Genomic DNA, 26,266 nt, shown 5'->3' with positions numbered 1-26,266 from the left:
GGGGTCAGCGGCCGAGCTGCTCGGAGATCCTCGCCAGCTGCGCCAGCCGCTTCTCCAGGCTCGGGTGGGTGGACAGCAGCTGCGAGGCGGTCTCCCGGGCGCTCAGCGCGGGGGCGAAGTAGAAGGCGTTGTACGGCTGCGCCTGGCGCAGGTCCTTGCCGGGGATGGCCGCGATCTGCCCGGTCACCTTGGTGAGCGCGGAGGCCAGCGCGCTGGGCCGGCCGGTGAGCTGGGCGGCGGCCCGGTCCGCGGCCAGCTCGCGGTAGCGGGACAGCAGCCGGGTGAGCAGGAAGCTGACCGCGTAGACGACCATCGACACCAGCGGGACGACCAGCGCCAGGACGGCCGCGTTCTGGTCGTTGTTGTTGCGCCCGCCGCCCATGAACCCGCCGTACACGGCGATCCGGGTCATCGCCCCGGCGAGGACGCCCAGGAAGCCGGCGATCGTCATCACCGCCACGTCCCGGTGGGCGACGTGCGACAGCTCGTGCGCGAGGACGCCCTCCAGCTCCTCCGGCTCCAGCCGGCGCAGCAGCCCGGTGGTCACGCAGACCACCGCGTTGCCCGGGTTGCGGCCGGTGGCGAAGGCGTTCGGCATGTCGTTGTCGGCGACCGCCACCCGGGGCTTGGGCATGTCGGCCAGGGCGCAGAGCCGGTCGACGGTGCCGTGCAGCTGGGGGAACTCCTCGGGGGACACCCGGTGGGCGCCCATCGCCCGCTCGGTGATCCGGTCGCTGAACCAGAACTGGGCCACGAACAGCCCGCCGGAGATCAGCACGATCAGTGGCCAGGCGCCGCGCATCAGCGCGATCAGCAGGCCCGTGAAACCGACGTACAGCAGCCCGATCACGAACATCGTGGCGACCATGCGGCCGGTCAGGCCGCGGTCGGGCGCGAAACGGGTGTGCTGGCCCGAGCTCGACATCGCTTGCTCCTCCGTTCGCCGTCGCCTTCGATGCTGCCACCCGGACGGCCTCCCGGCACCACCCCGGCGCCGGAACGACCGAACCGCGGGGGCCCCGCGGGCCGTGGGCGGAACTGCGGGGAGGATCACCCCGGTCGGGCCGTTCCTGCCGTAGGACCCGGGCCGTACACTGGCAGGTACGGTTTTGGCACTCGCGTGTTCAGAGTGCCAAGGCCGAGGGCCTTCCGGAGCGGCCCGCAGCAACGAGGGACACAGTCGGACAACGTGCGAAGACGGAGGTGCGTGCCCCATGGCCGGTGAGGTCCGCCAGCTGGACGAACGCAAGCTCGCCGTGCTCCGCGCGATCGTGCAGGACTACGTGGGCACCGAGGAGCCGGTCGGCTCCAAGGCCCTGGTGGAACGGCACAACCTCGGGGTCTCGCCGGCGACCGTCCGCAACGACATGGCGGCGCTGGAGGAGGAGGGTTACATCCACCAGCCGCACACCAGCGCCGGCCGGATCCCGACCGACAAGGGGTACCGCCTCTTCGTCGACAAGCTCGCCGAGATCAAGCCGATGAGCGCCCCCGAGCGCCGGGCCATCCGGCACTTCCTGGACGGCGCGGTCGACCTGGACGACGTGGTCGCCCGCACGGTGCGGCTGCTCGCCCAGCTGACCCGGCAGGTCGCGGTGGTGCAGTACCCGTCGTTGACGCGCTCCACCGTCCGGCACATCGAGCTGGTGGCGCTCGCCCCGGCGAAGGTGATGCTGGTCCTGATCACCAACACCGGCCGGGTCGAGCAGCGGATGGTCGACTGCCCGGGCCCGGTCGGCGAGACGGTGCTGGCGGACCTCCGGGCCCGGATCAACGCGAGAGCCGCCGGCAAGCGCCTCCCGGAGGTCCCCGGGCTGCTGGAGGAGCTGCCCGCGCAGTTCGAGCAGGCCGACCGGCCGACCGTCAGCACGGTCCTGGCGACCCTGTTCGAGACGCTCGCCGAGCAGAACGAGGAGCGGATCATGCTGGCCGGCACGGCCAACCTGACCCGCTTCGGGCACGACTTCCCGCTCTCCATCCAGCCGGTGCTGGAGGCCCTGGAGGAGCAGGTCGTCCTGCTCCGCCTCCTGGGTGAGACCGCGGACGCCGCGATGACGGTCCGGATCGGGCGGGAGAACGCCTACGAGGGGCTGACTTCCACGTCGATCGTCTCGGTCGGCTACGGTTCGGGCGACGAGAGCGTGGCGAAACTGGGTGTGATCGGTCCGACCCGGATGGACTATCCGGGCACAATGGGGGCGGTGCGAGCGGTGGCGCGGTACGTGGGCCAGATCCTGGCCGAGTCCTAGCAAGCGGCCGTCGCCGGAAATCCGGCGGCGGCGACCAGTCGCAGCACTACTACAGGCGGAACAAGCGGAGCATTTGGTGGCCACGGACTACTACGCGGTACTCGGCGTCCGACGGGATGCGGGGCAGGACGAGATCAAGAAGGCGTTCCGGCGCCTGGCACGCGAACTGCACCCGGACGTCAACCCGGACCCGAAGACGCAGGAGCGGTTCAAGGAGATCAACGCCGCCTACGAGGTGCTCTCCGATCCGCAGAAGCGCCAGGTCTACGACCTCGGCGGGGACCCGCTGTCCCCGGGCGGCGGCGGAGCGGGCGGCTTCGGGGCCGGTGCGGCCGGCTTCGGCTTCTCCGACATCATGGACGCCTTCTTCGGCGCCGCGGCCGGCCAGCGCGGCCCGCGCTCGCGCACCCGCCGCGGCCAGGACGCCATGATCCGGCTGGAGATCACCCTGGAGGAGGCCGCCTTCGGCACCACCAAGGAGCTCCAGGTCGACACCGCCGTCACCTGCACCACCTGCAGTGGCGAGGGCGCGGCCCCCGGCACCTCGGCGCAGACCTGTGACATGTGCCGTGGCAAGGGCGAGGTCTCCCAGGTCACCCGGTCCTTCCTGGGCCAGGTCATGACCTCCCGCCCCTGCCCGCAGTGCCAGGGCTTCGGCACCGTCGTGCCGACCCCGTGCCCGGAGTGCGCCGGCGACGGCCGGGTCCGCGCCCGCCGCACCCTGACCGTCAAGATCCCGGCCGGTGTCGACAACGGCACCCGGATCCAGCTGGCCGGCGAGGGCGAGGTCGGCCCCGGCGGCGGCCCGGCCGGCGACCTGTACGTGGAGATCGCCGAGACCACCCACAACATCTTCCAGCGGCGCGGGGACGACCTGCACTGCACCGTCACCATCCCGATGACGGCGGCCGCGCTCGGCACCCAGGTGCCGCTGCAGACCCTGGACGGCCTGGAGGAGGTCGACATCCGGCCCGGCACCCAGTCCGGCCAGTCGATCCCGCTGCACGGCCGGGGCATCACGCACCTGCGGGGCGGCGGCCGGGGCGACCTGATAGTGCACGTCGAGGTGAAGACGCCCAGCAAGCTCGACGCCGAGCAGGAGGAGCTGCTGCGCCGCCTCGCGGTGCTGCGCGGCGAGGAGCGGCCGTCCGGCCAGTTCGCGCCGGGCCAGCAGGGCCTGTTCTCCCGGCTGAAGGACGCCTTCAACGGCCGGTAGCCGTCCGCGGAGGGGTGCCGGGGGGAAGCCCCCGGCACCCCTCCGGTGTTTCCCCCTCTCCGGCCGCAGGCCCCTCCTGGAAAGGTCCCCGCCATGACCGCGCCCGTCTTCTTCGTCGAGACCGAGCGGATCGCCGCCGCCGTGCCCGGGGCCGTGGTGCGCCTGGACGGCCCGGAGGGGCGCCACGCGGCCGCGGTGAAGCGGCTGCAGCCGGGCGAGGCGGTGACCCTGGCCGACGGGCTGGGGCTCGGCGTGGACGGCACGGTCGCCGAGGTGCTCGGCAAGGACGAGATCGACGTGGCGGTCGCCGCCGTGCGCCGGGAGCCGGAGCCCGCGCCGCGGATCGTCGTCGTCCAGGCGCTGCCCAAGGGCGACCGCGGCGAGCTGGCCGTGGAGACCATGACCGAGGTCGGCGTGGACGTGGTGATCCCGTGGTCCGCCTCGCGCTGCATCACCCAGTGGAAGGGCGAGCGCGGCGGCAAGGCCCTCGCCAAGTGGCGGGCCACCGCCCGGGAGGCGGGCAAGCAGTCCCGCCGGCTGCGCTTCCCCGTGGTCCGGGACGTCATGACCACCCGGCAGCTGACCCCCGTCCTGGCGCAGGCCGCGTTCGCCGCCGTGCTGCACGAGGAGGGCGCCGAGCCGCTGGCGCACGCCGGGCTGCCGGAGACCGGGGACATCGTCCTGGTGGTCGGCCCCGAGGGCGGGGTCTCCCCGGAGGAGCTGGCCGCCTTCGCCGAGGCGGGCGCCGAGCCGTACCGGCTGGGCCCCTCGGTGCTGCGCACCTCCACCGCCGGGGTGGCCGCCGGCGCACTTCTGCTCGGGCGCAGCGGCCGCTGGTCCTGACCGCGCCCGCAGGGCGCCCGGGGCGCCCGGGACGGCGCCCGGCGCGAGCGCGTCACGGCCGTCCGCGGGCGGCGCCGGGAGTCTGCCGAAAACGGCGCGGACCGTACGCGCGGCTGCCTAGGCTGGCCGGGTGACGGACTCCCTGAGCACCCCGGCCGGCGCCTACCTGCGCCATCCCCACCTGCACGGCGACCTGGTCGCCTTCGTCGCCGAGGACGACCTCTGGCTCGCCCCGCTGGACGGTGGCCGGGCCTGGCGGCTGACGGCGGACCACCTGCCGGTCCACCACCCGAGGTTCTCCCCGGACGGGCGGCACCTCGCCTTCACCTCCACCCGGGACGGCGCCCCCGAGGTGCACGTGGTGCCGGTGGACGGCGGTCCGTCGCGCCGGCTCACCCACTGGGGCAGCCACCAGACCCGGGTGCTCGGCTGGGCCGCCGACGGCCGCCCGATCGCGGTCACCGCCGCCGGCGAGTCCGGCTTCCGCCGCACTTGGGCGCACGCCGTGCCGCTGGACGGCGGCGAGCCGCGGCGGCTGCCGTACGGGCCGGTCGGCGGCATCGCCTTCGAGCCGGGCGACATGGGGGCGCCCCCGGCCGAAGGCCGGGGGAGGGTGCTGCTGGCCAGCGTCAACGGCCGTGACCCGGCCTGGTGGAAGCGGTACCGGGGCGGGCGGGCCGGCAAGCTGTGGCTCGGCCGGGACGAGTTCGTCCGCGTCCACGCGGAGCTGGACGGGCAGCTGGACTCGCCGCTCTGGGTCGGGGAGCGCATCGCCTTCCTCTCCGATCACGAGGGCGTCGGCGAGCTGTGGTCCAGCCGCCCGGACGGCACCGACCTGCGCCGCCACACCACCGACCCCGACGGCTTCTACGCCCGGAACGCCACCACCGACGGCACCCGGGTGGTCTTCCACCGGGCCGGCGACCTGTGGCTGCTGGACGACCTGGAGGGCGCCGAGCCGCGCCGGCTGGACGTCCGGCTGGCCGGCCCCCGGGCCGGGCGCCGCCCCCGCCCGGTGCCCGCCGCGCACTGGCTGGAGTCCGTCGCCCCCGACCGCACCGGCCGGGGCAGCGCCGTGGTGGTGCGCGGCAGCGTGCACTGGCTGACCCACCGCGAGGGCCCGGCCCGGGTGCTGGACGAGACCCCGGGCGTACGCGGGCGCCTGGTCCGGGTGGTGCCGGGCGAGGACGGCGCCCAGGGCGTGCTGTGGGTGACCGACGCCGAGGGCGAGGACGCCCTGGAGTTCGCCCCCGACCTGCACGGCGAGGAGCGTCGCCGGCTCGCCGCGGGGCAGCTGGGCCGGGTCAACTCGCTGGTGGTCTCCCCGGACGGCAAGCAGGCCGCGCTCGGCGTGCACGACGGCCGGCTGCTGCTGGTCACGCTGGCCGACGGCGCCGTGCACGAGCTGGACCGCAGCGCCGACGGCGAGCCCGGCGGGCCGGCCTTCAGCCCGGACTCGGCCTGGCTGGCCTGGTCGCGCCCGGTGCGCGGGATGGGCCCGCACTCGCTGCGCCAGATCGTGCTGGCCAACCTGGCCACCCGGACGGTCGGCGAGGTCACCCAGCCGCGCTTCGTGGACACCTCGCCCTCCTTCACCGCGGACGGCCGCTACCTGGCCTTCCTGTCGGTGCGCAACTTCGACCCGGTGTACGACGCGCACGTCTTCGACCTGTCCTTCCCGAACGGCTGCCGCCCCTACCTGGTCACGCTGGCCGCCGACACGCCGTCCCCGTTCGGGCCGCAGCGGGCCGGGCGCCCGCTCGGCGGGGAGGAGGACGAGCCGAAGGCCGGGAAGGCCGACGGAGAGGAGGCGGCGGCCGGCGCCGCGCCGGTGACCAGGGTGGACCTGGACGGCATCGCCGACCGGATCGTCCCCTTCCCGGTCGAGGGCGGCCGCTTCGAGGAACTGGCCGCGGCCAAGGACGGCGTGCTCTGGACCAGGGCCCCGCTGACCGGCGAACTCGGCGACGGGGCCGCGTCCCTGGACGACGACCGGCCCCGCCCGGTGCTGGAGCGCTTCGACCTGAGGAAGCGCCGGGTCGAGCAGCTGGTGCACGGCCTGGACGACTTCGCGGTCAGCGCGGACGGCACCCGGGTGGCCGTGCTGGACGAGGGCGAGCTGCGGGTCGTCCCGGCCGACCACAAGGGCGGCGACGACGAGGAGACCGCCGTCGACCTCGCCCGGCTGCGGGTGACCGTCGACCCGGCCGCCGAGTGGCGGCAGATGTACGCCGAGAACGGCCGGCTGATGCGGGACAACTTCTGGCGCCCCGACCTCTCCGGCGTCGACTGGGATGGGGTGCTGGAGCGCTACCGGCCGCTGGTCGAGCGGGTCGGCTCGCACGACGAACTGGTCGACCTGCTCTGGGAGGTGCACGGCGAACTCGGCACCTCGCACGCCTACGTGATGCCGTACGGCCGGTACACCGAGCCGGCCCGGCGCCAGGGCCTGCTCGGCGCCGACCTGGTCCGGGACGGCGAGCGGTGGCGGATCGGGCGGATCCTGCCCGGGGAGTCCTCCGACCCCAGGGCCCGCTCGCCGCTGGCCGCGCCCGGCGCCGCTATCCGCCCGGGCGACGCGCTGCTCGCCGTCAACGGCCGCCCGGTGGACCCGGTCACCGGGCCGGCCCCGCTGCTGGCCGGCACCGCCGGGCAGCCGGTCGAGCTGACCGTGGCCGGGAAGGACGGCACCGACCGGCGCCACCCGGTGGTCGTCCCGCTCGCCGACGAGGAGGCGCTGCGCTACCACGACTGGGTGGCCGGGCGGCGGGCCGCGGTGCGCGAACTGTCCGGCGGGCGGCTGGGCTACCTCCACCTGCCCGACATGCAGACGGCCGGCTGGGCGCAGCTGCACCGCGACCTGAGCACCGAGATGGCCAGGGAGGGCCTGGTCGTCGACGTCCGGGGGAACCGCGGCGGCCACACCTCGCAGCTGGTGATCGAGAAGCTGGCCCGCCGGATCATCGGCTGGGACGTCATCCGGGACACCGACCACCCGGTGCCCTATCCGGCGGACGCCCCGCGCGGGCCGGTGGTCGCGCTCGCCGACGAGTTCACCGGGTCGGACGGCGACGTGGTCAACGCCGCCGTCCAGGCGCTCGGGATCGGCCCGGTGGTCGGCACCCGCACCTGGGGCGGGGTGATCGGCATCGACAGCCGCTACCGGCTGGTCGACGGCACCCTGGTCACCCAGCCCAAGTACGCGCTCTGGCTGGAGAACTACGGCTGGGGCCTGGAGAACCACGGGGTCGACCCGGACGTCGAGGTGCCGTTCGCCCCGCACCACTGGGCGGCCGGCGAGGACCCGCAGCTGGCCGAGGGCGTCCGGATCGCCCTGGCGGGGCTGGCCGAGACCCCGGCCCGCACGGCGCCGCCGCTGCCCTGGCTCTGACCGGCCGGCCGGGCGGCGCTCCGGAGCGGGAAGTCGGCCCGTCCGACCTCCTGCTCCGGAGCCCGGGGCGTGGGTAGGATGCGGGGCTGCTCTTGATCCACAGCTCACGGGGGAACCACATGGCGCAGGGCTACCCGCCGCCGCAGTACGGCCAGAATCCTTACGCACAGCAGCCGCAGCCCCATCCGCCGGCGCGGCCGCAGGGCTACCCGCCGGCCCAGCCGTACCCACCGCAGCCGTACCCGCCGCAGGGCGGCTACCCGTCGCCGCAGGCCCAGCCGCCGCGGGGGTACGCCCAGCCGTACCCGAACCCCCACCCGCGGCCCGAGCAGCCGCGGCGGGCGGCACTGCCGCCGTGCCCCAAGGAGGCGGGCGGCGGCCGGCGGTTCCTGGCGATCGTGCTGGACTGGCTGTTCGCGGTCGGCCTCGGCTTCGTCGCCGCCAACGCCGCCAGCCGCCCGAAGACCCGGCACATGGCCGGCCACGCGGTGCAGAGCGGCGGGCCGGTGGTGCCCTACTTCGTGGCGCTGCTGGTGGTCGGCCTCGGCACGTCCTTCCTCAACCAGGTGGTGCTCGCCCGGCTGACCGGCTTCAGCGTGGGCAAGGGGATCATGGCGATGCGGCTGGTGCGCCGCAAGGGCGTGATGCGGCCGAACACCTGGCGGCTCACCAGGCGCTGGCTGCTCGGCTTCGTCATCCTCGCGGTCGCCTTCCTCGCCGAGGACTTCGACACCGACGACGGCGACGTCGTCGGCATGCGCGCGGTGCGCTGGAAGCACCTCCAGGAGTACCAGCAGGCCGTCGCCCGGCTCGGCTAGGCTGCGCCCGTACCGCCCCACCACCCGACGTACCGATCCCGAGGAGAGAGCCATGGCCGGCGAGCCGCAGCCCGACTGCCTGTTCTGCAAGATCGTGGCGGGCGAGATCCCGGCGACCGTGGTGCGCAAGACCGAGCGCATCCTCGCCTTCCGCGACATCGCCCCCAAGGCGCCCGTGCACGTGCTGGTGATCCCGCACGTCCACTACCCGAACGCGGCCGCGCTGGCCGCCGCCGAGCCGGAGACCGCCGGCGAGCTGCTCGCCGAGGCGGGCGCGGTGGCCAGGGACGAGGGCATCGAGGACTACCGGCTGATCTTCAACACGGGTGCGGGCGCCGGGCAGACCGTCTTCCACGCGCACGTCCACGTGCTCGGCGGCAAGCCGATGACCGAGCGCATGGTCTGACCGCGGGTGTCCCAGCGCGAACTCGTCGTCCTCGGCACCGCCAGCCAGGTGCCCACCCGGCACCGCAACCACAACGGCTACCTGCTGCGCTGGGACGGCGAGGGCCTGCTGTTCGACCCCGGCGAGGGCACCCAGCGCCAGATGCTGCACGCCGGGGTCACCGCCACCCAGATCACCAGGATCGCGGTCACCCACTTCCACGGGGACCACTGCCTGGGCCTCGCCGGGGTGATCCAGCGGATCAACCTGGACCGGGTCCCGCACCCGGTCGACGTCTACTTCCCGGCCTCCGGTGAGGTCTACTTCGAGCGGCTGCGGCACTCCACCGCCTACCACGAGACGGCCGTGCTGCGGCCCCGGCCGATCGACGAGGCCGGGCCGCTGCCCGCGCCCGGCGCCCGCTTCGCGCTGGACGCCGTCCGGCTGGACCACCCGGTGGAGTCCTTCGGCTACCGGCTGTCCGAGCCGGACGGCCGCCGGCTGGTGCCGGAGCGGCTCGCCGCGTCCGGCGTGCGCGGCCCGGCGGTGGGCCGCCTCCAGCACGAGGGCGCGATCGAGGTGGACGGCCGCACCGTCACCCTGGGCGAGGTCAGCGAGCCGCGGCCGGGCCAGAAGTTCGCCTTCGTGATGGACACCCGGCTGTGCGAGGGCGTGCACGCGCTCGCCGAGGGCGCCGACCTGCTGGTCGTCGAGGCGACCTTCACCGACGCCGACGCCCGGCTCGCCGAGGAGCACGGCCACCTCACCGCCGGGCAGGCGGCCAAGGTCGCCGCCGAGGCCGGGGTGCGCACCCTGGTGCTGACCCACTTCTCCCAGCGCTACCCGGACCTCGGCCAGCACCTGGCCGACGCCCGCAAGCACTTCGACGGGGAGCTGGTGCTGGCCGCCGACCTCGACCGGGTGCCCGTCCCGGCCCGCCGCCCGTCATGACGGCCGCCACCGCCGCGGCCGCCGCGAGCGCCCCCGGCGCCGGGGTCGGGAAGACCGGGCGCGCCGCGAGCGCTGTGAAGGTCGTGAACAGCCCGAAAAAGGGTTCGCGTCGGCCCGCGAACTGCCGCAGCATCGTCGGGTGCGGCCCCGCCGCCCGCCACGGCGATCACGGTCGCGGCGTACCCTGGTGCCCCGGAGACACCGAGCGGCACCCGACACCACGGATGGGATGAGGCAGGCCCCAGCGCCGACCTATGAGTGACACATCGCAGACCCGTACCAACGGACAGCCGCGCCCCGAACCGGCCGACGACGGCCGCGTCAGCACCCGGATCGTCATCCCCGAGAAGCACCCGATGGTCACCCTGCTCGGCACCGCGGACTCGCTGCTGCGCGTGATCGAGCGGGGCTTCCCCGCCGCCGACATCCACGTGCGCGGCAACGAGGTGACCGCCACCGGGGCCCGGGCCGAGGTCGCCCTCGTCCAGCGGCTCCTGAACGAGATGATGCTGGTGCTGCGCACCGGCCAGCCCCTGACGGAGGACTCCGTGGAGCGCTCCATCGCCATGCTCCGCAGCCAGGAGCAGGACCCGGACAGCCCGGCGCCCTCCCAGGTGTTCACCGCGAACATCCTGTCCAACCGGGGCCGCACGATCCGCCCGAAGACCCTCAACCAGCAGCGCTACGTCGAGGCGATCGACAAGCACACGATCGTCTTCGGCCTCGGCCCGGCCGGCACCGGCAAGACCTACCTGGCGATGGCCAAGGCCGTCCAGGCCCTCCAGGCCAAGGAGGTCAACCGGATCATCCTGACCCGTCCGGCGGTCGAGGCGGGGGAGCGGCTGGGCTTCCTGCCCGGCACCCTCTACGAGAAGATCGACCCGTACCTGCGCCCGCTGTACGACGCGCTGCACGACATGATGGACCCGGACTCCATCCCGCGCCTGATGGCGGCCGGCACCATCGAGGTCGCCCCGCTCGCGTACATGCGCGGCCGCACCCTCAACGACGCCTTCATCATCCTCGACGAGGCCCAGAACACCTCGCCCGAGCAGATGAAGATGTTCCTCACCCGCCTCGGGTTCAACTCCCGGGTGGTGGTCACCGGCGACACCAGCCAGATCGACCTCCCGGGCGGCACCCGCAGCGGCCTCAAGGTCGTCCAGGAGATCCTGGCCGACGTGCCCGACATCCACTTCTCCGTCCTCACCAGCACCGACGTGGTCCGCCACAAGCTGGTCGGCCGGATCGTGGACGCCTACGAGCGCTGGGACGCCCGCCAGGAGGCCGAGGACGCCGCACCGGCGGCCCGCAAGCCCGCCCAGCGGCGCACCGGCAAGGCCACCGCGCCCCGCGCACCCCGACAGTCCCATCGCACCGAAAGCTGAGCACACAGCCCGTCATGTCGATCGACATCGCCAACGAGTCCGGTTGGGACGCCGACGAGGAAGCCATCCTCGACGTCGCCCGCTTCGCCCTGGACAAGATGCGGATCCACCCGCAGTCCGAACTGTCCGTGATCCTGGTGGACGGTGCGGCGATGGAGGAGCTGCACATCCAGTGGATGGACCTCCCCGGGCCCACGGACGTGATGTCCTTCCCGATGGACGAGCTGCGTCCCGGCAAGGAGGGCGAGGAGCTGCCGCAGGGCCTGCTCGGCGACATCGTGCTCTGCCCCGAGGTCGCCGAGCAGCAGGGCAAGGCGGCCCCCTCCAAGCACTCGATGGACGAGGAGCTGCAACTGCTCACCGTGCACGGCGTGCTGCACGTCCTCGGCTACGACCACGAGGAGCCCGAGGAGGAGGAGGAGATGTTCGCCCTCCAGAAGCGCATCCTGGACGACTGGCGGGCGGGCCGCGGCCTCGGCGGCATCTCCCCGGCCCCCACCACCCACTGAGCGCGGAGCCCGAACCCCTGTGAGTGGTGAGAGTACGAGCTTCATCCTCGGTGCCGTGCTGCTCGTCGTGCTCGGCTGGCTGGCCGCGTGCGCCGAGGCGGGCATCTCCCGGGTCTCCCGGTTCCGGGCGGAGGAGGCGGTGCGCAGCGGCCGGCGCGGCTCCGCGCGGCTGCTGACCGTCGCCTCCGACCCGATCCGCTACCTCAACCTGGCCACCCTGATCCGGGTGGCCAGCGAGATGGCGGCGGCCGTCCTGGTCACCGTGGTCTGCGTGCGCAACGTGAGCCCGACCTGGCAGGCCGTGCTGCTGGCGTTCGGCGTGATGGTGCTGGTGTCCTTCGTCGCGGTGGGGGTCTCGCCGCGCACGATCGGGCGCCAGCACCCGCTCACCACCGCGACCGCGGCCTCCTTCGTGCTGCTGCCGCTGGCGGCGGTGCTGGGCCCGATCCCGCGGCTGCTGATCCTGCTCGGCAACGCGCTGACCCCGGGCAAGGGCTACCGGGAGGGCCCGTTCGCCTCCGAGGCGGAGCTGCGGTCCCTGGTGGACCTCGCCGAGAAGGACGACCTGATCGAGGACGAGGAGCGCCGGATGGTGCACTCGGTCTTCGAGCTGGGCGACACCATCGTGCGCGAGGTGATGGTGCCGCGCACCGACCTGGTGATGATCGAGCGGCACAAGACCGTCCGGCAGGCGCTCACCCTGGCCCTGCGTTCGGGCTTCTCGCGGATTCCGGTGGTCGGCGACAGCGAGGACGACGTGGTCGGCATCGTCTACCTCAAGGACCTGGTGCGGCGCACCCACATCAACCGGGAGGCGGAGTCCGAGGAGGTCGGCGCGGTGATGCGCCCGGCCGTCTTCGTCCCGGACTCCAAGCCGGCCGGCGACCTGCTGCGCGAGATGCAGCAGCGCCGTTCGCACGTGGCGATCGTGATCGACGAGTACGGCGGCACGGCCGGCCTGGTCACCATCGAGGACATCCTGGAGGAGATCGTCGGCGAGATCACCGACGAGTACGACCGGGAGATCGCCCCGGTGGAGGACCTCGGCGACGGCTCGTACCGGATCACCGCCCGGCTGCTGGTGGAGGACTTGGGCGAGCTGTTCGGCATCGAGCTGGAGGACGAGGACGTCGAGACCGTCGGCGGCCTGCTGGCCAAGCACCTGGGCCGGGTGCCGATCCCCGGCTCGTCCTGCGAGATCCCGCTGCCCGAGCCGGTCGACGGCGGCCTGACCGGCATCCTGCTGACCGCCGAGTCCTCGGCCGGCCGCCGCAACCGGATCGGCTCCATGGTCGCCGCCCCCGTCCGGGGCACCGACGGGGCCGGGGTCCCGGCGGGCGAGTAGCGGGTGGGCGGTCGCCGAGCGACCATGGAGGGCATGACGCACAAACTTCGCGCGGAGTACGGCCCGCAGGGGGCGGCCGGCGGAGTCAAGTCCTGGCACGTGGTGCGGGACGAGGACCTGTCGACGGCGCTCTGCGGCCGGACGGTGTCCGACGACGCCGAGACGCGGCCCGAGCAGGAGTGGGGCACCGGGCTGCGCTGCTGCCAGCAGTGCGGCTCGCTCTACATGCACGAGACGCCGCACATGGAGAAGCTCCATCCCTACAGCTAGGCACGGCCGGACCACGGCCGGGCTCTGGAGGCCGCCATGAAGCTGCAAGACTCGCTGAAGCCCGTCGACCGCCGACTCGCCCTGGTGTGGCGGATCGGAGCGGGGCTGGGGGGGATCTTCCTGATCGTGTTCGGATGCCTGGGGCTGGCCGACCACCCCGGCTTCCTGGCCACCCACGGTGACCGGATCGCCGGGCTGTCGACCAACGGGGCGCTGAGCATCCTGTCCATCGTGGTGGGCGCGATCCTGGTGCTGGGGGCGGTGATCGGCGGGAACTTCGCGTCCAACCTCAACATGGCGGCGGGCGTGCTGTTCGTCCTGTCCGGCTTCTACGGGCTGACGGTGCTCGGGCGGCCGGACGCGAACATCCTCAACTTCCGGATGTCGAACGTGCTGTTCGCGTTCGTCTTCGGAATCGTCCTGACGACCTTCGGGATGTACGGCCGGGTGAGCAGCCACCTGCCGCACGACAACCCGTTCTGGCGCGAGCGCGTCGAGCAGGAGGAGCCGCTGCCGACCGGGCCGAAGACCTTCGTGAAGGTCCTCAGGCCGAACCCGGGGCGGACCCACCCGGTCGGCCACTGACCGGCGCCGGGTGCCTATGCTCGGCGGCATGAGTGACATCGTCGAGCTCGACCCCGAAGACAAGAAGATCATCACCCTGGCCCGCTCGGCCCGCGCCCGCAACGGCGTCGCCGAGGGGGCCGCGGTGCGTGACGAGACCGGACGCACCTACGTGGCCGGGACGGTCGCGCTGGAGTCGCTGCGGCTGAGCGCCCTGCAGACGGCGGTGGCGATGGCGGTGGCCAGCGGCGCCCGGTCGCTGGAGGCGGCGGCCGTGGTGAGCGAGGCGCAGCAGCCCGCCGAGGCGGACCTCGCGGCCGTGCGGGACCTGGGCGGGGCCGGGACGCCGGTGCTGCTGGCCGGGCCGGACGGGACGCTGCGGGTGTCCGCCGAGGCGCGCTGAGACCGTCCCCGGCGAGGGCCCGTACGGGGCTGGTGCCGGGGCCCGGTGCGGGGCCGGCGAGGGGCCGGCGTCGTGGCTGCCGAGGGCCGGCCGGGGCCCGGGGCGGGCCCTCGGCGGCGGTACCGCCCGGCACGGTCCCGGCCAGGTCCGGCGGCGGATAATCTCACCGGGGGAGTGGGACTCGCTGAGGGGGCTGGGGGCATGGGGGCGGTGGCGTTCTTCGCCGGGCTGCTGCTGTTCGTGATGGGGCTGGGCAAGTGGCAGGAGACCGGGTCGGAGGTCTGGCTGTTCGGCTCGCTCGGCTTCCTGCTGGTGCTGGTGGTGGTCTCGCTGATCCCCACCGACGGCACCGGCGGGAAGGGCGGGAAGAAGGGCTGAGCGCCCCCCCCCGGGCGCCCCCGGGGGGTGGGCCCGGACAGCGGGGCTCCGGTGATCAGGGAGAATGGAGCCCATGAATGCCCCTTCCTCCTCGTACCGCTCCGGGTTCGCGTGCTTCGTCGGCCGGCCCAACGCGGGCAAGTCGACCCTGACCAACGCCCTGGTGGGGACGAAGGTCGCGATCACCTCCGACCGCCCGCAGACCACCCGGCACACCGTGCGCGGCATCGTGCACCGCCCGGACGCCCAGCTCGTGCTGGTCGACACCCCCGGTCTGCACAAGCCGCGCACCCTGCTCGGCGAGCGCCTCAACGACCTGGTCCGCACCACCTGGGCCGAGGTCGACGTGATCGGCTTCTGCCTGCCCGCCGACCAGAAGATCGGCCCCGGCGACAAGTTCATCGCCAAGGAGATCGCCGGGATCAAGAAGACCCCGAAGGTCGCCATCGTCACCAAGACCGACCTGGTCGACTCCAAGCGCCTGGCCGAACAGCTCATCGCCATCCAGCAGCTCGGCGTCGAGCTGGGCTTCGAGTGGGCCGAGATCATCCCGGTCTCCGCGGTGGGCGACAAGCAGGTGGAGCTGGTCGCCGACCTGCTCACCAAGCTGCTGCCGGAGGGCGACCAGCTCTACCCGGAGGGCGACCTCACCGACGAGCCCGAGCAGATCATGGTCGCCGAGCTGATCCGCGAGGCCGCGCTGGAGGGCGTGCGCGACGAACTCCCGCACTCGCTGGCCGTGGTGGTCGAGGAGATGCTGCCGCGCGAGGGCCGCCCGGCGGACCGCCCGCTGCTGGACATCCACGCCAACGTCTACATCGAGCGGCAGAGCCAGAAGGCGATCGTGATCGGCGCCAAGGGCTCGCGGCTCAAGCACGTCGGCACCACCGCCCGCAAGCACATCGAGGCGCTGCTCGGCACGCCGGTCTACCTGGACCTGCACGTCAAGGTCGCCAAGGACTGGCAGCGCGACCCCAAGCAGCTGCGCAAGCTGGGCTTCTGAGCCCGGAATCCGAGCCCGGGGCGCGGGAGTCCGCGCCGCCGGGAGGCCTGGGGCCCGTCCGGACGTTGTGCGTCCGGGCGGGCCTTCGCCGTGGCCCGGCCGTACGCGACGTCAGAAGGGGAACACCGCGATGAAGTTGCACACCCGGGAGTGGGGCAGCGGGGACCGGCTGGCCGTGCTGGTGCACGGCATCATGTCCGACCACCGGACCTGGCGGCTGGTCGGCCCGGCGCTGGCCGAGCGGGGCTACCGGGTGGTCGCCGTCGACCTGCGCGGGCACGGCGCCAGCCCGCGCGGCACCGGCGCGAGCCCGCTGGAGCGCTACCCGCTGGAGGCGTACGCCGAGGACCTGCTGGAGACCGTGCCGGCCGGACCGGAGCTGGCCATCGGCCACTCGCTGGGCGGCATCGCGCTGGCCGACGCGGTCGAGCGGCTCAAGCCGGCCCGCGCGGTGTACGTCGACCCGGCCTGGCGGTTCGCCCAGTCCGGCATGGACCCGCGGGTGATGGCGGAGCTGAGGCACCTCACCCGGGAGCAGGTCGTCGCGCTCAGCCCCAAGTGGGAACCGGCCGACGTGGACGCCGAACTCGCCGCCGTGGCCGCCTGGGACCCGGACTCGGCGCAGGCCATGGCCGAACGCGGCTCGGACCTGCCGGCCCGGCCGGCGGTGCCCTCGCTGGTGGTGCTGGCCGACCGCAGCCTGCTGGTGGACGCGGCGAGCGCCGAGGCACTGCGCGCCCGGGGCTTCGAGGTGCGCACCGTCCCCGGCACGGGCCACACCGTCCACCGGGACGACCCGGCCGGCTTCCTGGCCGCGCTCGACGGCTGGCTCTGACCGCCGGGGCTCCCTGGTGCTGAGCGCCCTCGCGCCGGGGTGCGACGCGCCGTCGCGCCGGGTGCTAGGCGCCCTCGCGCAGCACCAGGGAGACCAGCTCCCGCTGCGAGTCGGTGAGCTTCGGGTCGGCGCAGTACACCGACCGGCCGTCGACGGTGATCTCGTAGTGGAAGCCGTCCGGCACCCCGTACGAGGGCGCGCGCAGCCCGCCCGCGACGGCCTCGCGGGCGAGTGCGTGCACGTGCGGGGCGTCCGTGCGGTCGGCGGTGTCGATCTCCGCCTGGCGGACGATCCCCGCGAAGCCGCCGGTCCGGGTCACCTGGATGCGCATGGTGTCCATGGTGCTACGCAGGGAGGGGGTTTGCCGGGCTTTTCCCGGACCGTGACCTTAAGCCCGCCTCAACCCGGTCTCAACCACCCTTCAGGCGCGCCCCCCGCCGCCCCGGACCGGCGCCGGAGGTCAGGTCGGGCTGATCCCGACCTGGGCCCAGGACGCCGTGACGGTGTCCGCGACCGACCGGTCGTCGGGGTAGCGGGCCCCGGCGGCGGCCACGGTGGCCCGGGCGAAGGCGGTGAAGTCGGCGTCGGCGGGCAGCGCGCCCCCGGTCAGGGCGTCGTACCAGATCCGCCCCGCGCGCTCCCAGGACGAGCCGCCGAGCGCGGTGGCCAGCAGGTAGAACGCGTGGTTGGGGATGCCGGAGTTGATGTGCACCCCGCCGTTGTCCCGGGTGGTGTTCACGTAGTCCCGCATGTGCGCGGGCTGCGGGTCCTTGCCGAGCTGCGGGTCGTCGTAGGCGGTGCCGGGCGCCTTCATCGAGCGCAGCGCCACGCCCTGGACGCCCGGGGCGAGCAGCCCGGCGCCGATCAGCCAGTCGGCGTCGGCGGCGCCCTGGTGCAGCGCGTACTGCTTGACCAGCGAGCCGAAGACGTCGGAGACCGACTCGTTGAGCGCGCCGGGCTGGTCCTGGTAGTCCAGCCCGGCGGTGAACTGGGTGACGCCGTGGGTGAGTTCGTGGCCGATGACGTCGACGCAGGCGGTGAAGTCGCCGAACACCACGTTGTCGCCGTCGCCGAACACCATCTGGTGGCCGTTCCAGAAGGCGTTGTCGTAGTTGCGGCCGTAGTGGACGCTGGCGTCCAGCCGCAGGTTCCGGTCGTCGATCGAGTGGCGGCCGAAGACGTCCGCGTAGAGCGCGAAGGTCGCGCCGAGGCCGTCGTAGGCCTGGTTGACGGAGCGGTCGGAGGACGCGGGCGCGCCCTCGCCGCGTACGCTGCGGCCGGGCAGCCGCTGGCCGTGGCCGGCGTCGTAGACCACCCGGTCCAGGCCCGGGGCGGCGGCGACCGGCGGGACGGCGGCCGCCGGCGGGGCGGGGGAGAGTCGGGCCGTGCGGTGCGCGGCGTCGAGGGCCAGGGAGTGGGCGGCGGGTTCGTGACCGGCCTCGGCGAGGCGGTCCAGGACGTACGGCGGGACGATCGTGCAGATCGGTGCTGCTGCAGTCATGTCGCCCAGGGTGAGGCCATGGTGACCGGTTGTCACCAGCTTTGTCGGGACCGATCGGTGTCTCAAGGAGTGGAACGGTAGCCCGGATCACTTCGGGGGCGCGCGGCGCTGGGTTACGCTGGGGCCATCATGCGCAACGGGCTGCTTCTTCTTAGCTGCCGCGTCGAGGGCCTGTAGTCCACTGGGGCCGGCACCCTCGCCGCGGGGAACGTGCTGTGCGCGCGATCGGCGATCCGACGGTGTATCGCGAGCGGCAGCAGAGGCCGGCCAGTCGGTGTCAACCAGGTGTTGACCACCCCCGACCCGCCCGCTCCACGCATCACAGGAAGCCGAGTCACCTCCATGACCGAGCAGAACTCCGCCGTGTCCGCCCCCGCCGGCCGTCCCTTCGTGGACCGCCCCACCCCGATCACCGCCGCCTCGGTGCGCCAGCACTCCTCCGGCATGCGGTACGGGCGCTACCAGCCGTTCGGCACCGTCGACCTGCCGGACCGCACCTGGCCGGACCAGGTGATCACCAAGGCGCCGCGCTGGCTGTCCACCGACCTGCGGGACGGCAACCAGGCGCTGATCGACCCGATGTCGCCGGCCCGCAAGCGCATGATGTTCGACCTGCTGGTGAAGATGGGCTACAAGGAGATCGAGGTCGGCTTCCCGTCCTCCGGGGCCACCGACCACGCCTTCGTACGGTCGCTGATCGAGGAGGGGGCGATCCCCGAGGACGTCACCATCTCGGTGCTGACCCAGGCCCGCGAGGAACTGATCGAGAAGACCGTGGAGTCGCTGGTCGGCGCCCCGCGGGCGACCGTCCACCTGTACAACGCGACCGCGCCGCTGTTCCGCCGGGTGGTGTTCCGCAACGACCGGGCGGCCACCAGGGCGATCGCCACCGAGGGCACCCGGCTGGTGATGGAGTACGCGGAGAAGCTGCTGGGCGACGACACCGTCTTCGGCTACCAGTACTCGCCGGAGATCTTCGTCGACACCGAGCTGGACTTCGCGCTGGAGGTCTGCGAGGCGGTCATGGACGTCTGGCAGCCGGGCGAGGGCCGCGAGATCATCCTGAACCTGCCCGCCACCGTCGAGCGGGCCACCCCGAACGTCCAGGCCGACCAGTTCGAGTGGATGTCGCGCCACCTGTCCCGCCGGGAGTTCGTCTGCCTGTCGGTGCACCCGCACAACGACCGCGGCACCGCCGTCGCCTCCGCCGAGCTGGCCTACCTGGCGGGTGCCGACCGCATCGAGGGCTGCCTGTTCGGGCAGGGCGAGCGGACCGGCAACGTCGACCTGGTGACGCTGGGGATGAACCTGTTCTCGCAGGGCATCGACCCGCAGATCGACTTCTCCGACATCGACGAGGTGCGCCGCACCGCCGAGTACTGCAACCAGATGGAGGTGCACCCGCGCCACCCGTACGCCGGCGACCTGGTGTACACCTCCTTCTCCGGCTCGCACCAGGACGCCATCAAGAAGGGCTTCGACGCCCTGGAGGCGGACGCCGCGGCCGCGGGCGTGCCGGTGGAGGAGCACGCCTGGGGCGTGCCGTACCTGCCGATCGACCCGAAGGACGTCGGCCGCACCTACGAGGCGGTCATCCGGGTCAACAGCCAGTCCGGCAAGGGCGGCGTGGCGTACGTGCTGAAGAACGACCACAAGCTGGACCTGCCGCGCCGGATGCAGATCGAGTTCTCCCGGATCATCCAGGCCAAGACCGACGCCGAGGGCGGCGAGGTCAGCCCGGCCGAGATCTGGCGGGTCTTCGAGGACGAGTACCTGCCGACCACCGACAACCCGTGGGGCCGGATCTCGCTGAGCGGCTCGCGCACCCTGACCACCGAGGACGGCCGGGACGCGCTGACCGCCGAGGCCCTGGTGGACGGCGCGCCGGTGACGCTGACCGGTGCCGGCAACGGCCCGGTCTCGGCCTTCGCCGACGCGCTGGCCCGGATCGGCGTGGACGTGCGCGTCCTGGACTACGCCGAGCACGCGCTGAGCGAGGGCGGCGACGCCCAGGCCGCCGCGTACGTGGAGTGCGCGGTGGACGGCAAGGTGCTGTGGGGCGTGGGCATCGACGGCAACACCGTGCTGGCCTCGCTGAAGGCCATGATCAGCGCCGTCAACCGCTCGCAGCGGGGCTAATTCGAACGGGTGGTGTGCGAAGGGCCGTCCCGCGGGGCGGCCCTTCGCCGTGTCCACCTGCCGTTGTGGCCTGCGCCACATTTTTTCGAATCGGAAGCCGTTCGAGGTACTGACACGTGCCGGTAACCGTGGCAACATCGATCCACCGGAAAGCCGGGTCGGTGGGACGGCCTCGGTGTCCGGTCGCGTGACCTGCCCATCGTCGAGCAGGCCGCCTGCCATGTCTGGGGAGTGGCGCCGTGACCAGGTTGTGGGGTGTTCGCCCGCGGTGGCGGACTGACGTTCTCGGTGACTTCTTCTGCCCGGGCTGTGGCGGGGACCGCAACTACCGCCGGCAGCACGGCCGGCGGTGGCTGCGGTTGCTGGGGGCCCCGGTGGCCCCGCTCGGCCCGGTGATCGGCAGTGTGCAGTGCACCAGCTGCCACGGCAGGTACGGCGTGGAGAGCCTGGAGCAGCCCACCTGCGTGCGCCTCGGCGCGATGCTGCGGGACGCCCAGTACACCGTCGCGCTGGCCCTGCTCGCGGCCGGCGGCACCGCGCACCGCGCGGCCCGCGACGCGGCCTGCGCGGCGGTGCGCGAGGCCGGGTTCGAGGACTGCGGCGAGGCCCAGGTGCTGGCCTCGCTCGCCGCGCTCTCCGGGCTCGGCGGTGAACTCCACGAGGCCCACGGGATGTCCGGCGGCCTGGCCGTCGAACTGCACGCGGTGCTCGAACCGCTCACCCCGCACCTGGCCCGGCAGGGCCGCGAGCGGTTGCTGCTGCAGGGCGCGGCCATCGCGCTGGCGGACGGGCGCTACCTGCCGCAGGAGCGCGAGGCGCTGGCCGCGGTCGGGCGCTGCCTGGACCTGCCGCAGTCCCGGGTCGGGGCGCTGCTGGAGGCGGCGACCAGGGCGCCGTACAAGTAGCGGCGTTCCGTCCCGAAGGCCGCCCGCGAACCCGTAGGCCGTCCACGAGCACCGTGGACCGACTCCCCGTAGACCATCTCGAATCCCCCACAAAACGGGCCTGCGCCCCACCTCGGGCCCGCCGTGACCCGCACCGTTGTGGGCCTCCCCCACGGCCGCCGGTGCGGGCAACACGGCTGTCCGGCGCCGGGCGCGGGTGGGGGACAATGGTCCCCATGAGTCTTTTCCGGGACGACGGCGTCGTGCTGCGGGCGCAGAAGCTCGGCGAGGCCGATCGGATCATCACCCTGCTGACCCGCCAGCACGGCAAGGTGCGGGCGGTCGCGCGGGGGGTGCGGAAGACCAAGTCCAAGTTCGGTGCCCGCCTGGAGCCGTTCTCGCACGTGGACGTGCAGTTCTTCAGCCGGGGGAGTGAGCTGGTCGGCCGCGGGTTGCCGCTCTGCACCCAGGTGGAGACCATCGCGCCGTACGGCGGTTCGATCGTCACCGACTACGGCCGCTACACGGCCGGCACCGCGATGCTGGAGACCGCCGAGCGGTTCGCCGAGAACGAGGGCGAGCCGGCCGTCCAGCAGTACCTGCTGCTGGTCGGCGGGCTGCGCGTGCTGGCGGCCGGGCTGCACGAGTCGCACCTGGTGCTGGACGCCTTCCTGCTGCGCTCGCTCGCGGTGAACGGGTACGGCGCGAGCTTCACCGACTGCGCCAAGTGCGGCCTGGAGGGGCCGAACCGTTTCTTCTCCCTCCCCGCGGGCGGGGTGCTGTGCGGGGACTGCCGAGTGCCCGGATGTGCCGTACCCTCCCCTGAGACACTGGTACTGCTCGGGGCGCTGTTGTCAGGGGACTGGCAGACGGCCGACGCCTGTGAGCCGCGGTACTGGCGGGAGGGCAGCGGCCTGGTCGCGGCCTATCTGCAGTGGCACCTGGAGCGGGGAATCCGCTCGATGAGATACGTGGAGAAGTGAGCACATGGCAGCGCGACGGCTCTTCGGCGGCGGCAAGCAGAGGACGTACGTCCCCCCGACCCCGCACCCCAGCGGCGCACGGCCCCCGAAGCTCCCCGGCGAGCTGGTCCCCGGCCACGTCGCCATCGTGATGGACGGCAACGGCCGTTGGGCCAAGGAGCGCGGGCTGCCCCGCACCGAGGGCCACAAGGTCGGCGAGTCCGTGGTGCTGGACGTCCTCAAGGGCGCCATCGAGCTCGGGGTCAAGAACATCTCGCTGTACGCGTTCTCCACCGAGAACTGGAAGCGCTCGCCCGACGAGGTGAAGTTCCTGATGAACTTCAACCGGGACGTCATCGCCCGCCGCCGCGACGAGATGGACGCGATGGGCGTGCGGATCCGCTGGGCCGGCCGGATGCCCAAGCTGTGGAAGAGCGTCGTCCAGGAGCTCCAGGTCGCCGAGGAGCAGACCAAGGGCAACGACGCCGTCACCCTCTACATGTGCGTCAACTACGGCGGGCGGGCCGAACTCGCCGACGCGGCGCAGGCGATCGCCCGGGACGTGGCGGCCGGGAAGCTCGACCCGAAGAAGGTCAACGAGAAGACCCTGGCCCGGTACATGTACCACCCGGACATGCCGGACGTGGACCTGTTCCTGCGCCCCAGCGGCGAGCAGCGCACCTCCAACTTCCTGCTCTGGCAGTCCGCTTACGCCGAGTTCGTGTTCCAGGACGTGCTCTGGCCGGACTTCGACCGCCGTGACCTGTGGCGCGCCTGCGAGCAGTACGCGATGCGCGACCGGCGCTTCGGCGGGGCGATCCCGAACGAGGTCGGCGCGCCGGTGCCGTCCCAGCGCTGAGGCCGTACCGGACGACGGAAAGGACCCACCGGGCTGTTCCCGGTGGGTCCTTTCCGTCGTCCGAGCCGGACTCAGACCTTCTTGGCGCACTCCGCGCAGGTCCCGAAGATCTCCAGGGTGTGCGCGATGTCGCTGAAACCGTGCTCGGCGGCGACCGAGTTGGCCCAGCGCTCCACCGCGGGGCCCTCCACCTCGACGGTCGCGCCGCAGTGCCGGCAGACCAGGTGGTGGTGGTGCCCGCTGCTGCACCGGCGGTAGACCGCCTCGCCGTCGGCCGTGCGCAGCACGTCCACCTCGCCGGCGTCCGCGAGCGACTGGAGCGTGCGGTAGACCGTGGTCAGACCGACGGAGTCCCCGCGGTGCTTGAGCAGGTCGTGGAGCTCCTGGGCGCTGCGGAAGTCCGCGATCTCGTCCAGGGCCGCCGAGACGGCGGCACGCTGCCGGGTCGAGCGGGCGCGCGGCGACGGGCCTGCGGTGGTCACCGTGGGTCCTCCTGGGGTCGTGGGCGTCTCGCACATCATTGTGCCAGCCCCGCACGTCGCTCAGGGGTGGTCGGGCCGGACGGCCCGGAGGCGGCCTGTCCGGGCAGTTCGACGTCGCACACCTGCGGCCCGTGCTCGCCCGGGCCGCGGTGGCGCCGGCGGGCGAGCGGCGCGGCGAGCAGGCTGAACACCGCGAAGACCGCGATGGCGAGCAGCACGATGGCCGGGCCGGAGGGCACGTCGAGGTGGTAGGAGCCGGTGACGCCGGCCAGCGAGACCACCACGCCGAGCGCGATCGAGGCGGCCTGGGTGGCGGCGAAGGACCGGGTGAGCTGCTGGGCGGCGACCACCGGGACCACCATCAGCGCGCTGACCAGCAGCAGCCCGACCACCCGCATGGCGACCGTGACGGTGACCGCGGCCATCACCGCGAGCAGCAGGTTGAGGGTGCGCACCGGCACGCCGGTGACCCGGGCGAAGTCCTCGTCCTGGCAGATCGCGAAGAGCTGGCGGCGCAGGCCGACGGTGACCGCGACGACCACCGCGCCGAGCACCGCGATGGCGGCCAGGTCGGCGGGGGCGACGGTGAGGATCGAGCCCCACAGGTAGCTCTCCAGCGAGCCGGCCCCGGCCTGGGCGGAGAGCGAGACCAGCAGCTTGCCGCAGGCCATGCCGCCGTAGAAGAGCATCGCGAGGGCGATGTCGCCGCGCTGGTTGCCGCGCGAGCGGACCAGCTCCATGGTGACGGCGCCGAGCACGCAGACCAGCACGGCCATCCAGACCGGGCTGGTCTGGAAGACGAAGCCGAGGCCGACGCCGGTCATCGCGACGTGGCCCATGCCGTCGCCCATCAGCGCCTGGCGGCGCTGCACCAGGTAGATGCCGACGGCGGGCGCGGTGATCCCGACCAGGACGGCGGCGAGCAGGGCGCGCTGCATGAAGTCGTAGGAGAACATCTCGGTCATGCGAGCAGCCTCGGCGGGGTCAGGTCGGCGTGCGGGTGGACGTGGTCGTGGCCGGGCAGGGCGTGCAGGCCGGTGTTCGGCACGGGCGGGCCGTCGTGGGCGACGCAGCCGTCCCGCAGCACCACCGCGCGGTCGATCAGCGGCTCCAGCGGCCCGAGTTCGTGCAGCACGAGGAGGACGGAGGCGCCCCGGCCGACCTCGGCGCGCAGGGTGTCGGCGAGGACCTGCTGGCTGGCGGCGTCCACGCCGGCCATCGGCTCGTCCATGATCAGCAGGTCGGGGGAGCCGACCAGGGCGCGGGCGATCAGCACCCGCTGCTGCTGGCCGCCGGACAGGTCGGCGACGCCGTCCGAGGCCCGCTCCAGCATGCCGACGGCGGCCAGTGCGCGGTCCACCGCCTCGCGGTCCCGGCGGCGGAAGGGCAGCAGCCGGTGCTGCGGCAGCCGTCCGGTGGAGACCACCTCGCGGACGGTGGCGGGGACGCCGGAGGCGGCGGTGGTGCGCTGCGGGACGTAACCGATCCGGTGCCAGGCGCGGAAGGAGCCGTACGGGGTGCCGAACAGCTCCAGGGTGCCCTGTTCCAGCGGGACGGAGCCGATCACGGCCTTGACGGTGGTCGACTTGCCGGAGCCGTTGGCGCCCAGCAGGGCGACGACCTCGCCGGGCCGGACGGTGAGGTCGACGCCGCGCAGCACCGGTCGGCCGCCGCGCGAGGCGACGGCGTCACGGAGGCGGACGGCCGGGGGTATCGGGTCGGTCATGGTGCTCGGTCCCGTCAGCTGGTGGCGGCAGGGGTGGTGGCGTCGGCCCCGGCGGTCGCGGCAGGGGCGGTGCCCGTCGGGGCGGGGGCGGCCGGGGCGGTGCCCGCCGGAGCGGGGGTGGCCGGGGCGCCGAGGGCGGCCCGGAGGTTGGCCAGGTTCTGCTTCATGACCGTCAGGTAGTCGTCCTTGGACGGGTCCTTGACGCCCTCCAGCGGGTCCAGGACGGCGGTCTTGAGGCCGAGGTCCTTGGCGACGGTGTCGGCGAGCTTGGGGCTGACCAGGGTCTCGAAGAAGACCGTGGTGACGCCGTTGTCCTTGGCGGCCTTCTGCACCGCGGCGAGGCGGGCCGGGGTGGGCTCGGACTCCGGGTCGACGCCGTTGATGGCGACCTGGGTCAGGCCGTAGTGGTCGGCGAGGTAGCCGAAGGCGGCGTGGCTGGTGACGAAGGTCCTGGTCCCGGCGTCCTTCAGCCCGGCCCGGAACTCCTGGTCGAGCGCGGTGAGCCTGGTGACCAGCTCGTCGGTGTTCTTCCGGTAGTCCTCGGCGTGGGCCGGGTCGGCCTTGGCGAACTCGTCGCCGACGCTCTTGGCGATGGCCGCGTAGCGGGTCGGGTCGAGCCAGACGTGCGGGTCGCCGGCCGGCTCCTCGTGCTTGTGGCCCTCGTCGCCGTGGCCCTCGCCCTCGCCCTCGGTGCCCTCGTCGAGGTGGTGGTCGACCAGCGGGCTGGCTGCGGTGGCGTCGACCTTGTGCTTGCTGGACGACTGCGCGACGGCCTGGTCCACGGTGGGCTGGAGGCCCTTGAGGTAGATGATCGCGTCGGCCTTCTGGACCGTGCCCACCTGCTTGGCGGTGAGTTCCAGGTCGTGCGGCTCGACCCCGGCCGCGGTGAGGTCGGTGACCGCGACGTGCTCCTTGCCGATCTGCTGGGCCAGGAACTCCATCGGATAGAAGGACGCGACGACCTTCAGCCGACCGTTGCCGCTGTCGGCGCTGCTGCTGCCTCCGCAGGCGGTGAGGGCGAGGGAGGCGGCGAGAGCGGTCGTGCCGAAGGCCAGGGAGCGGCGGGCGCGGCGGGAGAGTCCGAGTCGAGGCAGTCCGATCATCATGACAATCATTCTCATCTCACATGGAAATGATTGTCAAATCACTCGAAAGGGTGAACAGC

Annotated in this window: 27 protein-coding genes; 20 read left to right on the top strand and 7 right to left on the bottom strand. The window is 73.3% G+C overall.

Annotated features, from left to right (window positions below):
- Nucleotides 1–4 precede the first annotated feature (4 nt).
- Complete coding sequence (gene htpX / locus ACZ5GH_RS11960; protein ID WP_387748292.1) at nucleotides 5–925, bottom strand: zinc metalloprotease HtpX; 921 nt, start codon at nucleotides 923–925, stop codon at nucleotides 5–7.
- 289 nt (nucleotides 926–1,214) lie between these two features.
- On the opposite strand from htpX, the gene hrcA reads away from it, so the two are divergent.
- From hrcA to ACZ5GH_RS11880, 16 genes are all read left to right on the top strand, one after another.
- Nucleotides 1,215–2,249: a heat-inducible transcriptional repressor HrcA gene (gene hrcA, locus ACZ5GH_RS11955; protein ID WP_387748294.1), complete on the top strand. Its 1,035-nt coding sequence runs from the start codon at nucleotides 1,215–1,217 to the stop codon at nucleotides 2,247–2,249.
- Nucleotides 2,250–2,325: 76 nt separating this feature from the next.
- Nucleotides 2,326–3,465, top strand: a complete 1,140-nt coding sequence (dnaJ, locus tag ACZ5GH_RS11950; RefSeq protein ID WP_387748296.1) for a molecular chaperone DnaJ — start codon at nucleotides 2,326–2,328, stop codon at nucleotides 3,463–3,465.
- Nucleotides 3,466–3,558: 93 nt separating this feature from the next.
- Nucleotides 3,559–4,308, top strand: coding sequence for a 16S rRNA (uracil(1498)-N(3))-methyltransferase (locus tag ACZ5GH_RS11945; RefSeq protein ID WP_387748298.1), 750 nt, complete (start codon nucleotides 3,559–3,561; stop codon nucleotides 4,306–4,308).
- 130 nt (nucleotides 4,309–4,438) lie between these two features.
- Complete coding sequence (locus ACZ5GH_RS11940) at nucleotides 4,439–7,699, top strand: S41 family peptidase (RefSeq protein ID WP_387748300.1); 3,261 nt, start codon at nucleotides 4,439–4,441, stop codon at nucleotides 7,697–7,699.
- A gap of 119 nt (nucleotides 7,700–7,818) precedes the next feature.
- Nucleotides 7,819–8,517, top strand: coding sequence for an RDD family protein (locus tag ACZ5GH_RS11935; protein ID WP_387748302.1), 699 nt, complete (start codon nucleotides 7,819–7,821; stop codon nucleotides 8,515–8,517).
- Nucleotides 8,518–8,569: 52 nt separating this feature from the next.
- A complete protein-coding gene (locus ACZ5GH_RS11930; RefSeq protein ID WP_387748304.1) occupies nucleotides 8,570–8,923 on the top strand; it encodes a histidine triad nucleotide-binding protein in 354 nt (117 codons plus the stop codon).
- A 6-nt stretch (nucleotides 8,924–8,929) separates the two neighbouring features.
- Nucleotides 8,930–9,853 carry a ribonuclease Z gene (locus ACZ5GH_RS11925; RefSeq protein ID WP_464334235.1) on the top strand — a complete coding sequence of 308 codons (924 nt, stop codon included), beginning with the start codon at nucleotides 8,930–8,932 and terminating at the stop codon, nucleotides 9,851–9,853.
- 356 nt (nucleotides 9,854–10,209) lie between these two features.
- Nucleotides 10,210–11,241, top strand: coding sequence for a PhoH family protein (locus ACZ5GH_RS11920; protein WP_387749256.1), 1,032 nt, complete (start codon nucleotides 10,210–10,212; stop codon nucleotides 11,239–11,241).
- A gap of 14 nt (nucleotides 11,242–11,255) precedes the next feature.
- Nucleotides 11,256–11,750 carry an rRNA maturation RNase YbeY gene (ybeY, locus tag ACZ5GH_RS11915; protein ID WP_030061268.1) on the top strand — a complete coding sequence of 165 codons (495 nt, stop codon included), beginning with the start codon at nucleotides 11,256–11,258 and terminating at the stop codon, nucleotides 11,748–11,750.
- A gap of 19 nt (nucleotides 11,751–11,769) precedes the next feature.
- A complete protein-coding gene (locus ACZ5GH_RS11910; protein WP_387748308.1) occupies nucleotides 11,770–13,095 on the top strand; it encodes a hemolysin family protein in 1,326 nt (441 codons plus the stop codon).
- A 33-nt stretch (nucleotides 13,096–13,128) separates the two neighbouring features.
- Nucleotides 13,129–13,365: a hypothetical protein gene (locus tag ACZ5GH_RS11905; protein ID WP_464334234.1), complete on the top strand. Its 237-nt coding sequence runs from the start codon at nucleotides 13,129–13,131 to the stop codon at nucleotides 13,363–13,365.
- Between the two features lie 36 nt (nucleotides 13,366–13,401).
- Entirely contained in the window at nucleotides 13,402–13,950 is a 549-nt protein-coding gene (locus ACZ5GH_RS11900; protein ID WP_387748312.1) for a DUF4383 domain-containing protein, read from the top strand.
- A gap of 28 nt (nucleotides 13,951–13,978) precedes the next feature.
- A complete protein-coding gene (locus ACZ5GH_RS11895) occupies nucleotides 13,979–14,332 on the top strand; it encodes a cytidine deaminase (protein WP_387748314.1) in 354 nt (117 codons plus the stop codon).
- A 174-nt stretch (nucleotides 14,333–14,506) separates the two neighbouring features.
- Nucleotides 14,507–14,710, top strand: a complete 204-nt coding sequence (locus ACZ5GH_RS11890; protein WP_387748316.1) for a hypothetical protein — start codon at nucleotides 14,507–14,509, stop codon at nucleotides 14,708–14,710.
- Nucleotides 14,711–14,783: 73 nt separating this feature from the next.
- Nucleotides 14,784–15,713, top strand: a complete 930-nt coding sequence (gene era / locus ACZ5GH_RS11885) for a GTPase Era (RefSeq protein WP_030290771.1) — start codon at nucleotides 14,784–14,786, stop codon at nucleotides 15,711–15,713.
- Between the two features lie 130 nt (nucleotides 15,714–15,843).
- Nucleotides 15,844–16,548, top strand: a complete 705-nt coding sequence (locus ACZ5GH_RS11880; RefSeq protein WP_387748318.1) for an alpha/beta fold hydrolase — start codon at nucleotides 15,844–15,846, stop codon at nucleotides 16,546–16,548.
- 64 nt (nucleotides 16,549–16,612) lie between these two features.
- Here ACZ5GH_RS11880 and ACZ5GH_RS11875 read toward each other — a convergent pair whose 3' ends face one another.
- Together ACZ5GH_RS11875 and ACZ5GH_RS11870 are read right to left on the bottom strand one after the other, a co-directional pair.
- Complete coding sequence (locus ACZ5GH_RS11875) at nucleotides 16,613–16,879, bottom strand: protealysin inhibitor emfourin (RefSeq protein ID WP_049651101.1); 267 nt, start codon at nucleotides 16,877–16,879, stop codon at nucleotides 16,613–16,615.
- 129 nt (nucleotides 16,880–17,008) lie between these two features.
- Nucleotides 17,009–18,049, bottom strand: coding sequence for a M4 family metallopeptidase (locus tag ACZ5GH_RS11870; RefSeq protein ID WP_464334233.1), 1,041 nt, complete (start codon nucleotides 18,047–18,049; stop codon nucleotides 17,009–17,011).
- Between the two features lie 342 nt (nucleotides 18,050–18,391).
- On the opposite strand from ACZ5GH_RS11870, the gene leuA reads away from it, so the two are divergent.
- The 4 genes from leuA (at nucleotide 18,392) to ACZ5GH_RS11850 (ending at nucleotide 22,893) form a co-directional block, all read left to right on the top strand.
- Nucleotides 18,392–20,188: a 2-isopropylmalate synthase gene (gene leuA / locus ACZ5GH_RS11865; protein ID WP_387748322.1), complete on the top strand. Its 1,797-nt coding sequence runs from the start codon at nucleotides 18,392–18,394 to the stop codon at nucleotides 20,186–20,188.
- Between the two features lie 239 nt (nucleotides 20,189–20,427).
- A complete protein-coding gene (locus tag ACZ5GH_RS11860) occupies nucleotides 20,428–21,093 on the top strand; it encodes a TerB family tellurite resistance protein (RefSeq protein WP_387748324.1) in 666 nt (221 codons plus the stop codon).
- Between the two features lie 215 nt (nucleotides 21,094–21,308).
- Nucleotides 21,309–22,055 (top strand): DNA repair protein RecO, encoded by a 747-nt coding sequence (gene recO / locus ACZ5GH_RS11855; RefSeq protein WP_401107739.1) that lies wholly within the window; start codon nucleotides 21,309–21,311, stop codon nucleotides 22,053–22,055.
- Nucleotides 22,056–22,059: 4 nt separating this feature from the next.
- Nucleotides 22,060–22,893, top strand: coding sequence for an isoprenyl transferase (locus ACZ5GH_RS11850; protein WP_387748328.1), 834 nt, complete (start codon nucleotides 22,060–22,062; stop codon nucleotides 22,891–22,893).
- Between the two features lie 71 nt (nucleotides 22,894–22,964).
- Here the strand turns inward: ACZ5GH_RS11850 and ACZ5GH_RS11845 are convergent, their stop codons facing one another.
- Genes ACZ5GH_RS11845 through ACZ5GH_RS11830 form a run of 4 tightly spaced genes read right to left on the bottom strand, consistent with a single transcriptional unit; the run spans nucleotide 22,965 to nucleotide 26,204 of the window.
- The gene (locus ACZ5GH_RS11845; protein WP_049651097.1) at nucleotides 22,965–23,375 is read right to left on the bottom strand and encodes a Fur family transcriptional regulator; all 411 of its coding nucleotides are present in this window, start codon (nucleotides 23,373–23,375) and stop codon (nucleotides 22,965–22,967) included.
- A 35-nt stretch (nucleotides 23,376–23,410) separates the two neighbouring features.
- Nucleotides 23,411–24,340, bottom strand: a complete 930-nt coding sequence (locus tag ACZ5GH_RS11840; protein ID WP_387748331.1) for a metal ABC transporter permease — start codon at nucleotides 24,338–24,340, stop codon at nucleotides 23,411–23,413.
- Nucleotides 24,337–25,101 (bottom strand): metal ABC transporter ATP-binding protein, encoded by a 765-nt coding sequence (locus ACZ5GH_RS11835; protein WP_387748333.1) that lies wholly within the window; start codon nucleotides 25,099–25,101, stop codon nucleotides 24,337–24,339. Before ACZ5GH_RS11835 ends, ACZ5GH_RS11840 begins: the two co-directional genes overlap by 4 nt.
- A gap of 14 nt (nucleotides 25,102–25,115) precedes the next feature.
- On the bottom strand, nucleotides 25,116–26,204 hold the full coding sequence (locus ACZ5GH_RS11830; protein WP_387749259.1) for a metal ABC transporter substrate-binding protein: 1,089 nt from the start codon (nucleotides 26,202–26,204) through the stop codon (nucleotides 25,116–25,118).
- Between the last annotated feature and the right edge of the window lie 62 nt (nucleotides 26,205–26,266).

This window comes from Kitasatospora sp. Xyl93 (genome assembly GCF_055383135.1).
The sequence above is the reverse complement of the archived record's forward strand: the minus strand, read 5'-3'. Positions and strand labels throughout refer to the sequence as shown.